The organism is Acetobacterium carbinolicum, assembly GCF_047456275.1.
Taxonomy (GTDB): domain Bacteria; phylum Bacillota; class Clostridia; order Eubacteriales; family Eubacteriaceae; genus Acetobacterium; species Acetobacterium carbinolicum.
Map to the genome: position 1 here is coordinate 2,069,478 of NZ_CP173357.1, position 12,398 is coordinate 2,081,875.

At 41.5% G+C, this 12,398-nt stretch carries 11 protein-coding genes; 2 read left to right on the top strand and 9 right to left on the bottom strand.

Annotated features, from left to right (window positions below; genetic code table 11):
- Positions 1–54: 54 nt before the first annotated feature.
- From ACIZ62_RS09625 to ACIZ62_RS09640, 4 genes are all read right to left on the bottom strand, one after another.
- Positions 55–1,470 (bottom strand): alanine/glycine:cation symporter family protein, encoded by a 1,416-nt coding sequence (locus tag ACIZ62_RS09625; protein WP_204355460.1) that lies wholly within the window; start codon positions 1,468–1,470, stop codon positions 55–57.
- A gap of 206 nt (positions 1,471–1,676) precedes the next feature.
- Positions 1,677–2,168, bottom strand: coding sequence for a nucleoside-diphosphate kinase (locus ACIZ62_RS09630; RefSeq protein ID WP_111886873.1), 492 nt, complete (start codon positions 2,166–2,168; stop codon positions 1,677–1,679).
- Positions 2,169–2,955: 787 nt separating this feature from the next.
- Entirely contained in the window at positions 2,956–3,639 is a 684-nt protein-coding gene (locus ACIZ62_RS09635; RefSeq protein ID WP_111886872.1) for a TIGR03936 family radical SAM-associated protein, read from the bottom strand.
- Positions 3,632–5,479 carry a TIGR03960 family B12-binding radical SAM protein gene (locus ACIZ62_RS09640; RefSeq protein WP_414150041.1) on the bottom strand — a complete coding sequence of 616 codons (1,848 nt, stop codon included), beginning with the start codon at positions 5,477–5,479 and terminating at the stop codon, positions 3,632–3,634. The genes ACIZ62_RS09635 and ACIZ62_RS09640 overlap by 8 nt, the downstream gene beginning before the upstream one ends.
- Positions 5,480–5,761: 282 nt before the next feature.
- Between ACIZ62_RS09640 and ACIZ62_RS09645 the strand changes: the two genes are divergently transcribed.
- Positions 5,762–7,324, top strand: coding sequence for a Na+/H+ antiporter NhaC family protein (locus tag ACIZ62_RS09645; RefSeq protein WP_111886870.1), 1,563 nt, complete (start codon positions 5,762–5,764; stop codon positions 7,322–7,324).
- A gap of 58 nt (positions 7,325–7,382) precedes the next feature.
- On the opposite strand, the gene ACIZ62_RS09650 is transcribed toward ACIZ62_RS09645, so the two are convergent.
- The 5 genes from ACIZ62_RS09650 to ACIZ62_RS09670 form a co-directional block, all read right to left on the bottom strand.
- Positions 7,383–8,186 (bottom strand): SAM-dependent methyltransferase, encoded by an 804-nt coding sequence (locus tag ACIZ62_RS09650; RefSeq protein WP_111886869.1) that lies wholly within the window; start codon positions 8,184–8,186, stop codon positions 7,383–7,385.
- A 6-nt stretch (positions 8,187–8,192) separates the two neighbouring features.
- Entirely contained in the window at positions 8,193–8,861 is a 669-nt protein-coding gene (locus ACIZ62_RS09655; RefSeq protein WP_414150042.1) for a protein kinase family protein, read from the bottom strand.
- 43 nt (positions 8,862–8,904) lie between these two features.
- A complete protein-coding gene (locus tag ACIZ62_RS09660) occupies positions 8,905–9,609 on the bottom strand; it encodes an ABC transporter ATP-binding protein (protein WP_111886867.1) in 705 nt (234 codons plus the stop codon).
- A gap of 133 nt (positions 9,610–9,742) precedes the next feature.
- Entirely contained in the window at positions 9,743–9,925 is a 183-nt protein-coding gene (locus ACIZ62_RS09665; protein ID WP_111886866.1) for a transcriptional regulator, read from the bottom strand.
- Between the two features lie 108 nt (positions 9,926–10,033).
- Positions 10,034–11,287 carry an MFS transporter gene (locus ACIZ62_RS09670; RefSeq protein WP_242988581.1) on the bottom strand — a complete coding sequence of 418 codons (1,254 nt, stop codon included), beginning with the start codon at positions 11,285–11,287 and terminating at the stop codon, positions 10,034–10,036.
- 181 nt (positions 11,288–11,468) lie between these two features.
- Here ACIZ62_RS09670 and ACIZ62_RS09675 point away from each other — a divergent pair, with 181 nt between their 5' ends.
- A complete protein-coding gene (locus ACIZ62_RS09675) occupies positions 11,469–12,365 on the top strand; it encodes a DUF445 domain-containing protein (protein WP_111886864.1) in 897 nt (298 codons plus the stop codon).
- Positions 12,366–12,398: the final 33 nt, after the last annotated feature.

The following is a 12,398-nucleotide window of genomic DNA, read 5'->3' on the forward strand; positions in this document are numbered from 1 at the left end:
ATGTTTTGACAGCGGACACTTTATAATAATCAACTATTTAAAACCTACGGTAGCTTATTTTCCAGCTTTTCTTAATTCACGCTCTGGCTTGATTATTTTTTCTTCATAATCAAAACACTCTTTGGCGATGACGCTACTTAAAACAAGCAGTGAGATTAGATTCGGAATAGCCATCAAGCCATTCATCGTATCTGAAAAGTCCCAAACTATTTGCAATGCTGTGGTTGCGCCTACAAAAGCTACTAAACTAAATAATAAGCGATAAGCTTTTACCGCTATCGGAGCCTTTATTAAATACTCCAGTGATTTTTCGCCATAATATTCCCAACCTAAAATTGTTGAAAAAGCAAACAGCATTATACCAATGGTGACAATGTATCCTCCGATAGGTCCTAGAGCAGATTCAAATGAAGCAATGGTCAATGCCGCTCCACTGAGTAGTTCGCCTGCTTCAGTCATGGTTCCCAGTGCCCCTGAAGAGGCGATGACCAATCCAGTAACCGTACAAACTACCAGGGTATCAAAGAATGTCCCGGTCATATTGATATAACCTTGCCGAGACGGATGATCCGTTTTTGCTGCGGCGGCTGCAATTGGAGCAGAACCTAATCCGGCTTCATTTGAGAATACGCCTCGGGCGACTCCCCAACGCATCGCGCTGAGCATGCTGGCGATTACGGTTCCGCCTACACCACCAGCCATAGCCATAGGTGAAAAGGCCATGGTAAAGATCTGAGCAATACCTGCAGGAATATTTCCAAAATTAATAATAATAACTAGTATACCTGCAACAAAATAGAAAACCGCCATAAATGGTACGATTACGCCACAAACCCGACCAATACTTTTAATCCCACCTAATAGAACAATAATTGCCAGAATGGTGATCACTGCACCTGTAATCCAGGTTGGAATGCCAAAGGTTCCCAAAACTGCACTTGAAATGGAGTTTGCCTGGGTCATGTTACCGATACCAAAAGAAGCAATTACTGCGAAAACTGAGAACAACACCGCCAGAATCGATCCGATCGTCTTATTCTTAAAGCCGTTTTTCATCGCATACATTGGTCCGCCAGCCATTTCACCTTCACTATTCGTTTCGCGGTACTTAACCGCCAATACACTTTCACCATATTTAGTTGAAAGACCAAATAATGCACTGATCCACATCCAAACCAAGGCGCCGGGTCCACCAAGGACCATTGCAGTTGCTACACCAACAATATTACCTGTTCCAATGGTTGCCGCCAAAGCTGTCATTAAAGACTGGAAGGGTGAAATATCACCACTCGATTCTTTTTTTGTCGGGTCCTGCTTGGCAAAAACCGATTTTAGCGCATAACCGAGATTCCGCCATGGCAAAAACTTTAACCGAATTGTTAAAAATATCCCGGTTCCCATGAGTAATGCCAGCATTACAGGTCCCCAAACAAAATTGTTGACTGCTGCAATAATTTCCGAAAAATTCATCTTAACCCCCTTAAAAATATAATGGGATTATTTTATCACTATTTTTTTTACTTCACAAGACTAAATTAACATAAACGAGTTAATGACAAGTATTTACTATCAACTGATCGGATCTGGTACAATAGGTAAATTTTCTCATTTTTCGTAAATATTTTAACCAAACCGTGAATTGTCAGATCATGCTTCAACAGCTTTATTAAGTCTTCTTATATTTTTGAGCTGATCATAGGCGCAAATATTTCATAGGTTTTAGGCCCAAACCAAAGTTTCATTTCAATTAACAAGGATTCCATTGAGTCGCTACAGTGAATTAGGTTGTAGCAGCACCGACCTTCCCGATCGGCGTTTTCAAAGGAATCAGTTCCCAGATCGCCGCGGATCGTTCCTGGTACAGCTTTGGTCGGATCAGTAGCACCGGTTAATTCCCGAGAATTGGCAATCGCATTTTCGCCGTCCTGACTGAGAATAATCGGAACCATTGGTTTACCCACAAACGCTGCGATGGCCATTTTTTTAAAGGATTCGCCAAGTTTTTCAACGACATGGGCATAATGTGTTAAGATTGATTTTTCATCAGCGCTCTTAAATCCGATCATCTCAATCAGGAATCCCTTCTCAATAAATCGTTGAATAATCGGTTCCACTAATTCTGCTTCCAACGCGTCTGGTTTCATAATAATCAAAGCGTATGTTTTCATCAGTAATCCTCACTTTCCATATTTACTATTTATTATACTGATCTTTTACAGGTATTGGGTAAGCTAAACAATTGTTCTGACATAAAAAAGTCAAACAAATACAAAAAACGATGAAGCCGATCCCGCATCACGATGCAGAACCGGCTTCAGCTTTCAATTTCTGATGTCATTCCTTTTGGACTCACCCCTTTCTATTTAGCAAAAACCTTCTCTTTCACTTTTCAAAGTAACAAACACTTAACTTGAAAACTTCTTCCATTTACCTTGGAAACCAGAAAATTAGAATTATTTGGAGATTGTTAATCTAACCTTTTTTAAGGTTGCTTTCCAGTTTTTTCTTATTTTTTTACGCTGATTGTGATCTCCTATTTTGAGGATTACTTATCTTTGATCTATTATTTGTATTTATGGCCACATCAATTTCGTACCATCATTAAAACTTGATATAAATACGTGATGCTTTTTTCCATAATGTAAATACCGATCTCCAATCAATCACACAATAATTGTCTGCAATCTACTCAGATAAAATTCGAGAACTGTTGCAGATGCGGAGGTAACAATCGATAAAATTTAACTAAGCGATCGGTATCGTGTTAGAATTTTTTTCTAACAGATTGCCGGCTTCCTTTAATCTTATCTGCAGTTAAGGTTTATTTACTTTTCAATGACCGTCTCAGTCAATCTGGAAAAGGATTGAGTTGATCTTTGATTTAGCTAAATTATAGCACGTTTTTTTTAAATGTAAAGTCTTTTTTTGTAAACGTTTTTATTCCTTTTGTAAACCTTAAGCATCAGCTTTAATTATGAGTTCTTCACGATGAACCTCGATCGTGGGATCAATTAGAAAGACCGTGCTATTTTGATTATTTACACTCTCTAGAACATGTTCTGGCTTAACACTTTGTTGCTCGATATAAATCAAGGTCATCTTGACATTCACCTTGTCTTTTTCAGAATCAGCAAAAACTGCGATCGATTCGATAAATGGTCGTATATCTTTATCAACAAACTTCCCTTTTTTATTTCTTTTTTGCATAAAAATCTGAGACCGTTCAAGATAAGAACGGATGGATTCAGACAATTCTCTTAAATCAGTTTCAGGCACGACTTTGATGCGAATCCGATAGATGCTTTTACAAAGCGATGCCGACAGGGATCTGACCCCTTCGTCGCAGATTTTTGCAGTGATGATTTCCAGGCCATTGGGCAAAACCTGGTTCATGCGGCTGATAAATGTTTCTACATCGATGTTTTTTGATACCATCACTTCACCAAACTCACCATCACTTGTCAAGCCCACGGACATAGCCAGTGCGAATGACATTTTAGGATGGGGATTGAATCCCTGGGAGTATTCAACAGGAATATTGGCCCGACGAAAAGCCCGTTGAAACAGGCGCTGCTGATCTAAATGGGATAAAAAACGCAGGGGTGTAGTTCGCTTAAATTGATATTGAATTTTAACCATTGCATTTCCATCCTTTCTTGAACTCCATAATTCCACAATTCGAGCAGCTTTCGGGGCAGAAGGGCGTCGTTAACGCAGCTTCCGCTTTTTGTGCTTCGGCTTTTAAAAATTTCTTAGTGACCCCTGTATCAATAAAATCCCAGGGTAGGATTTCGTCAAAGTCTCGATTTCGCAAGGCATAGAAATTCGGATCAATTCCTGCTTCAGCAAAGGCTTCGGTCCACTTTTCCAGATCAAAGTATTCACCCCAGCCATCAAACCGGCAGCCTTTTTGATGGGCTTTTTCCAACACCAGACCCAATCGACGGTCACCCCGGGCAAAAACAGCTTCCAGAAAGCTAACCCCACTATCGTGCCAGCTGTAGGAAATCTTTCGTTCTTTAATGCTGGCTTTTAAATGACGCTGCTTGTTCATAAATTCTTCCGGGGTATTCTGTCCCATCCACTGGAAAGGCGTGAATGGTTTCGGTACAAAAGAAGAAGCGCTGAGAACAACCTTCACACTTTTATTCCGGGACTCACGATCAATTTTATAGTACTCATTCACGACTTTTTGTCCCAGATCGGCAATGCCTTCGATATCGGCAAGGGTTTCTCCCGGCAAACCAATCATAAAGTAGAGTTTGACATGTCCCCACCCCTTCTCAAAGGCAGTTCTAACCGTATCCATCAGGTTTTCTTCGGTCACGCCCTTATTGATAACGTCGCGCATCCGCTGCGTACCAGCTTCCGGTGCCAGAGTCAATCCGGCTTTCCTGACTTTTTGAATCTCTTCCAGCATCTCAATACTTAAGGAATCAATGCGTAGAGATGGCAGGGTAATACTAACCTTACCAACTTCAGCATCACAGACCAGGTTTTTAATCAAGGTTTCAATTTCACTGTAATCACCCGTGCTAAGAGATGACAACGAAACTTCATCGTAGCCAGTAGATGCGATTAGAGCTTTAATTTTTGATTGGATCGTTGGTACGGTTTTCTCACGGGTGGGACGATAGATCATCCCAGCCTGGCAAAAGCGGCAACCCCGCCCACAACCTCTGAAAATTTCGTAACTGATGCGATCATGAACGGTTTCCGTATAGGAAACCACAATTTTATCCGGGAAGTAAGCCTGATCCAGGTCTTCGATAAATTGTTTGCGGATCGTGGCTGGCACTTCTTCTGCAATGGGGGTGAAGGCAGTAATCACCCCAGACATTTCATCATAGCTGACCGCATAAAAAGCCGGGACATAAACCCCTTCAATCGCCGCTGCCATTTTTAAAAAGTCCTGACGGTTGCCGCCGACTTTTTTCCACTCACGGTGAGCAGCCATAATTCTTAAGATCACCTCTTCTCCCTCACCGATGACAAAAATGTCAATAAAGTCTGACAGCGGTTCGGGATTATAGGCACAGGGACCTCCCGCGATCACAAAGGGTTCATCTTCTTTTCGCTGGGTGCTTCTCATGGTGATCTTCCCCAATTCAAGCATATTTAAAATATTACTGAAGCTCATTTCATATTGAAGGGTAAATCCCACAAAATCGTATTCGTTTAAAGGCATCATCGATTCCAACCCATATAAGGGCAGATCATGTAGCCGCAATTGTTCTTCCATATCCACCCAGGGTGCAAATACCCGTTCACACCAGATGTCCTTTTCTTCGTTAAGTAATCCATAAAGAATTTTCATGCCTAAATGGGACATTCCCACCTCATAGGTATCTGGGAAGGCAAAAGCAAAGCGAATCATCTCTTGATCTGGGGTCTTATGGACAGAATTCACCTCATTGCCAAGATAAGTGATCGGTTTTGTTACCAAGGGTAAAATATTTTTTTCAATATAATTATTCATTCATTTCCTCATATTTATAATTTTTAAACGTTAGTCTAATTTTAGCACACCTAATCTTACATGATTCTTACTGGCTTGTATAGTCCCCGCATCAGAATAAATATTCATTGCCTCAATTTAATTCTGAACATCATTCAGAAAAGTGCATTTGATAAACAATACCAATTGTGATAGACTACACAATGTTTGTAATTTTATATCGAACTTTTGCGGAATTAAATGGGCCTTGTGTTCAATGAATAACGCAAAAAACGAATTCTTATTCGTGAAAGGAGAAACGAATTGTTAGAAACAGTAGATGTGGGCATTTTATCCATCATTCCTCCAATCATTGCCATTGTCCTGGCGTTGATTACTAAAGAAGTCATCTCTGCTCTGCTTATCGGAATCTTATCTGGAACTCTGATCTATGTTGTCAGTAGTGGTGGGGGTCTTGTTGAAATGGGAACGGTTGCCTTTGGTTTAATGGCCGAAACCGTGGGTGATCCAGGTAAATTCAACATTATCCTATTTTTGGGGCTGCTGGGCGCCCTGGTTTATGTGGTGACCATCGCCGGAGGATCAAGAGCCTATGGCAATTGGGCTACAACTAAGCTTAAATCGAGACGCAGTGCCCAGCTGGCCACCAGTGCCTTAGGGGTCATTATATTTGTCGATGATTACTTTAATTGTCTAACTGTAGGTACCGTAATGAAGCCGGTCACCGATAAATATCAGATTCCTCGGGCCAAACTCGCTTATATCATCGATTCCACTGCGGCTCCAATTTGTATCATTGCTCCGATTTCTAGTTGGGCAGCGGCGGTCGGATCGACTCTTTATGAAACTGGGGCCTTTCAGAATGAACTGAGCGCTTTTATGTCGACGATTCCTTATAATCTCTATGCTCTTTTAAGTATTTTGATGGTCATCATTCTTTCGATAACCAACCTGGATTTCGGACCGATGGCCCGAGTTGAAAAGCAGGCGCTTGAAACCGGAGACCTGGGAGCTCTGGATACTGAGCTGGAAGAAAAAGTTCTAATGGATGGTAAGGGTACGATCTGGGACCTGATTATTCCGATTGGTGCCCTGATAATCTTTTCAGTTCTATCGATGCTTCAGAACGGTGGCTACTGGTCCGGCGAAGGTTTAACATTGTCCGCCGCCTTTGGCAATTGTGATGCTTCTGCCGCACTGGTAATGGGCGCTTTTTGGGCGCTAGTGGTGACCTTCTTACTCTTTATTCCCCGCAAACTTATCGATTTTAAAACCTTTATGGGTGGTATCGGTGAAGGGATTAAAACCATGGTACCCGCCTATATCATTCTGACTTTGGCCTGGACTATCGGTGCTCTGTGTCAGGATCTGCTGGGAACCGGCCTCTTTATTGGGGAACTGGTCAAAGCAAGCAATATCCCGGTGGGGTTGATCCCGGCCATGATTTTTCTGGTGTCAGCATTGCTGTCCTTTTCCATTGGCACCGCCTGGGGCACCTTCGGTATCTTTATACCTATCGTGGTTATGATTTCTCAATATACCTCACCGGAATTGATGGTCGTAACCTTGTCGGCAACTCTTGCCGGCTCAGTATTTGGCGACCATTGTTCGCCCATTTCGGATACCACCATTTTATCTTCAACGGGGGCTGGTTGTGACCATATTCAGCACGTATCAACTCAGATGCTTTATGCTATCGTGGTGGCCGCTTGCAGCTTTGTTGGTTATCTGGTTGCCGGTTTAACTTACGGAAATCTTATATTAACCTGGATAACTTCGATTGGCCTTCTGATTGTGTCGCTAATAGTATTCCATCGTATTTCCAAATCCAGAATCAATCGACTGAATTATTCTACCCCAGATTAATCCTGGTAACTTCAAATGTCCGTCATTCTACAAATAAGCATGGCGGGCATTTTTTTATTCAGAATTTTTTCCAGATTAGGACGCCTTTTCGTTGCTGCAAGGATTCCGTAATCATATCCTTTTCAGCGATTTTCTCCAGGTATTGATGGATCCGGCTGATTTGCTCCGGGCTTTCCAACACTGACAGTTCTCGCGTATAAATCTCCTTGGCTTTTTCTAAAGAAAAGAACCGTTTATGAATGCCAGTTTCGTAAGTCAGTTCCGGAAAAATGCCCTTCGTCCATAAAATGTTAAAAATATAGTTCAGCTTATTAAACTGACGAAGATAGTTTTGATCGGCTAACGTGTATAGTTTTTCTTTCAGGTTGCTGTGTCGTTCCACAAATGCGGACAAATAGCAATAGCCTCGGGAGCAATCCATCAGTTTATAAAGATGAGCCGGCCCATGAATGGCCGGGGACATACTCGCTACAACCAGATCAAAGGGTTTCATGCATTGAAAGCTATCCCAATCCGAATGAACAAATTCCGTGTTTTTCAGGCCTGCAGCGGTGGCATTTTCGTTGGCAAAGTGTAGCATATTTTCAGAGAAATCCAGACCAACTACTTTTTTTGTCTTTTTCGCTAGTTCAACCGCCAAATGTCCTGATCCACAGCCAATATCCAATACCGTTGATTCACTATTGATAATACCCTTATCAATCAATGTCTGAACCTTCTTTTTTCGATTTAACTGAGCCTCCTCGGTCGATAACGAAAGGTTGTATTCTTCTGCCCGAATGTCCCACAATTCCACCGATGGCTCTTTTTTCTGGTTATCGGATAACCAGAGTTCCTCAAAGTATTCTAACTTTAAATGCATCCTGTATCACTCTCCTTTATTTATCCAGACACGCCCAAAATCTTCCTTTAACACCTGAAAATCCTGATAGGGCTTTTCAATGCAGAGCAAACGTTTGATGACACGTTGTTGTTCTTTGTCTAAATTTAACTGGGAAATGGAAAAGCCACTAGCTCCGACGCTCATTTCGTCACAGTTTGATGCCAACCGCAGAAAAACATCACCGATTCCCCAGAAATCAGGATTAAAGCGGCGGCGAAATTTGGGATCACAACTGGCCGAGCCAAAATCAATGAGTGACAGCAGATCACCAGTCCATAAAAGATTATCGGTTTTGATGTCCCGATGAGTGATATGCAGCCCCGACAGATAATCCATCACAGCAATTAATTGCTCCATGATCGCTGTAATTTCTTTTTTGTTAAAAATGTAATCCCACTCTAATAGGTCTTCGAGTGACTGTCCTGGCATTTTTTCCATCACCAGTCCATAGAAACCATCCCGATCAAGAAGTTGATTCAATTTGGGAATAGCCGGATGGTCAATTTTTTTCAGAAATTTGCTTTCTCGGGCCAGTTTTTCTTTACGGCGCTTGACATCATTGGGATTAAAGATTTTTAAAACATAGTGCTTTGTATCTCGGGACATCAGATAGCAGCTACCAAACCGTCCCTGCCCCAGAGTCTTTATCAGCACAAAACCATCAAGAGCAAGCGTTCTCCTGAGCGTTTCGAGACGGTTACCACTCAATCTCGTCAACCGATAAGGGTTTCTCATTGAGATAACTTTTCTGAACCTGACCATTTTTCATAATAATGACCTTGTCGGCCATGGGAGTAATGGCCTGATTGTGGGTGATCAGAATTACTGTCATATTTTCTTTGCGGCTGGTTTCCTGGAGTAGTTTTAAAATATTTTTCCCCGTATTATAATCCAAAGCTCCGGTGGGTTCGTCACAAAGCAGAAGCTTCGGTCGCTTAGCCAACGCTCTGGCAATAGCCACTCGCTGCTGCTCGCCTCCGGAAAGCTGTGATGGAAAGTTTCCCAGCCGTTCTTCCAATCCAACACTCTTTAATACGGTTTCTGCGTCCATCGGATCATGACAGATTTGGGTCGCCAACTCGACATTTTCAACGGCAGTCAGATTTTGAATAAGATTATAAAACTGAAAAACAAAACCAGTGTCATAACGTCGATATTCCGCCAGCTCCCGGCGATTCAAGGTTGCCACATCTTTTTCACCGACAATGACCTGGCCCTCATCGCAGTTATCCATCCCACCCAAAATATTAAGGACAGTCGTTTTTCCGGCCCCACTGGGGCCTACTACCACCGCAAATTCGCCTTCGTCAATAAAAAAATCGATCCCATTGGCGGCATTGATGGTCACTTCCCCCATATGATAGCGCTTATGGACATCTTTAAATTCAATAAAATGTTTCATCTTTTCCAGTCCTTCTTTTATTAGTGCCGGAGGCTCTCCCCCAGCAATTTTTTTTCATACTAACAGTATATCGAATAGAACCCATAAAAGCCATATTACCTCGAAAAAAAAGAAAGGTTTCCCTTTCTTTCGGTTATTTTTTGGCTGGTTCCCATTTGCATCGCACCGGGGATACAATGGCTTCTTCTTTTTTTAGCAGTTTAAAGGCTTTGTCAACTTCTTTTCGATCGACTTTCAAGGCTTTTTCAACTTCTCCCGCTGTCATCGGTGATCCATGCTGCTCCATAAAAGCTAAAATTTTATCCTTCAGTTCCATAAAATAGCCCTCCAAATTTACTCATCTTTATTTACTTATCTTTTGACAAATTATAGCAAAACTTTCTTAATTCGGTTTTAATTGCCCCCCAAAATTTATTGAATCATCTTAATTTTCGACAATTGCAATAATTGCAGCCTGGTTCAGTTTTTTACTTTGAATCCCTAAAATATGATTCAACACCAAAGCGATGGCTGCGAAACCAATAATGACGATAAATGTTGAACTGTAACTACCGCCTGAGCTTTGCAGTAGATAGCTAGATATCATTGGTCCAATAATTGCTGCTGGTACCAATAAAAAGTTGGACAAGCTAAAATTCAAGGGATAATTTTTTGAACCAAAGCTTGAATTAATAACAACCGAGGATAAAGCGGGCACACCACCATAGGTGACTCCCACCGATAAAAGACCGATGAAGATGAAGATGACGTTATTCATTGTTGCTCCAAACAATAAAAAAACACCAGCAACCAGTAAGAGAATGGTATTGGTTGCCATAGCTTTCCCTCTGCCAACTTTATCAAACAAGCTGCCTATGACAACCCGGCCGCCGCCATTAAAAACAGAAACCAGCAAACCCAATTGGGCCGGCGCCCCAAAGGCCATCGCGATAGTTGCCGCACTGCCAATAATTAGCAATCCTGATGCGGTAATCATGATTCCCCAGAAAAAGTATGTCCAGAAAACGCCGGTCTTTAACATTTCCCCAGCCGAATACTCTTTCTTCTGACTTGCTTCACCCTGAGCAGTGGCCGCTTTTTTCGCAGCCATTTCAGGTTTCTTAATAAAGAACGATCCTAAAGCCATGACTATCGCTCCCATGATCGCCAGATAGAAGAAAGTTTCCAATACGCCAACACTCCCGACTAACGAGCTGATCAGAGTACCGAGAATCAGCCCCCCCAGACCAAAACCCATTAATAAAATTCCTGAAGCTAAACCGGCTTTCTCAGAAAACCAGGGCACTACAGCACTGATAATTGAATTGTATCCCATACCGACGCCGGTTCCGCAAAGCACACCATAAAAAACATACAAAAGGATTAAACTTTGACCCGGTTGGGTCGGATCAATTTTCGAAACACCAAAAAAACCAATAAATAGCATCGCCGCTACCATTAACACAATGGTTTGGCTTTTAATGAATCGGGTTAATTGACCACTAACAAAACCGCCAATACAAAAAAAGATAATTGAAATGGTGAAATTAAGTGATAAGTCCGTAACTGTCCAACTTTCAAAGACCTTGTTCAGTGGTGCTCTAAAAATTGACCAGGCATACAGTAATCCCAGAAACATTAGCATAATGGTCGCTACCGCCAGATAAATCCAGCGTTTTAAATTCTCATTTTTCATCATTTTCCTCTTCTTCCTAAAATTTCCTTGCTTTATTGTATCAGCTAGCTAAAGTAAACACAATAATAAAAACCAGTAATCGCTATAACGATTACTGGTTTTTATCATTCTACTGGACAGCTTGTTTTAAAAAGATTAAAATATACAAATAGCTACTAACCAGAAGTTTCAACAGGAGGAAACCATGAATTTATCATTTTTTATTGGACCGATACTGGGAGGCATTATCGGACTGATTACCAACGGCATCGCCATACGGATGCTTTTTCGCCCATTAGAAGCCATCAAGGTTTTCGGGCTGACCTTACCCTTTACCCCGGGTTTAATTCCCAAAGAAAAACCTAGAATCGCCAAATCATTGGGGAATGTGGTTGCCAACAACCTACTAAATGAGAACGTGATAAAAAACGGCTTATTGTCCAAAGAAGTGGATGATAAGATTGCTAATGCCGTCAATGGACTGATCGCTAAAAAAAGCACCAGCGAAGAAACCCTACGGGAGCTGTTTTACTCGTTTTCCGGCGATCAGCGTGGTGAGCAAATTATCACTGAGGTCAGCACGAAAATTGTCGATTTTTCTTACGAGCGAATGGTAAAAATGGAGTTGGGACCGCTATTATCTGAAATAGCAGTCACTGAAATTGTCAGCAATCTACAGGGCTCAATGTTTGCCATGTTGATCAATGGAAACTTGATCAGTTCTGCCAAGGTCAAAATGTCTGAAATTATTGAACGAATGGTGGTCGAAAAAGGAGAGGGCATCCTGGGTAATATCATTGAAAAAGAAGGTAATAATCTTTTAGGCAAGCGACTATGTGATCTTTATAACGAATATGAAGACCGCATTCCGGAATTTGTCACCTGGATTATATCGAGCTATCATCAGCTAATTGAAAAAAACATTGGCAGTCTAATTAATGCCCTAAACTTATCAAAACTGGTCGAAGATCAGATAAACGGCTATGATGTCCTGACTTTTGAAAAAATGATCCTGGAAATCATGCACAAAGAACTAAGCGCAATTGTCTGGTTGGGTGGATTATTGGGCTGCATTATGGGACTGGTGATGTCCTTTGTTTAGGGCCTCAGAACAAATATTTAAAAAGGAGTTAAA

Bases quoted from the DNA above. Each gene is read 5' to 3' on its own strand.
- ACIZ62_RS09625 (WP_204355460.1), bottom strand. From the start codon at position 1,470: ATGAATTTTTCGGAAATTATTGCAGCAGTCAACAATTTTGTTTGGGGA.
- ACIZ62_RS09630 (WP_111886873.1), bottom strand. From the start codon at position 2,168: ATGAAAACATACGCTTTGATTATTATGAAACCAGACGCGTTGGAAGCA.
- ACIZ62_RS09635 (WP_111886872.1), bottom strand. From the start codon at position 3,639: ATGGTTAAAATTCAATATCAATTTAAGCGAACTACACCCCTGCGTTTT.
- ACIZ62_RS09640 (WP_414150041.1), bottom strand. From the start codon at position 5,479: ATGAATAATTATATTGAAAAAAATATTTTACCCTTGGTAACAAAACCG.
- ACIZ62_RS09650 (WP_111886869.1), bottom strand. From the start codon at position 8,186: ATGCATTTAAAGTTAGAATACTTTGAGGAACTCTGGTTATCCGATAAC.
- ACIZ62_RS09660 (WP_111886867.1), bottom strand. From the start codon at position 9,609: ATGAAACATTTTATTGAATTTAAAGATGTCCATAAGCGCTATCATATG.
- ACIZ62_RS09665 (WP_111886866.1), bottom strand. From the start codon at position 9,925: ATGGAACTGAAGGATAAAATTTTAGCTTTTATGGAGCAGCATGGATCA.
- ACIZ62_RS09670 (WP_242988581.1), bottom strand. From the start codon at position 11,287: ATGATGAAAAATGAGAATTTAAAACGCTGGATTTATCTGGCGGTAGCG.
- ACIZ62_RS09675 (WP_111886864.1), top strand. From the start codon at position 11,469: ATGAATTTATCATTTTTTATTGGACCGATACTGGGAGGCATTATCGGA.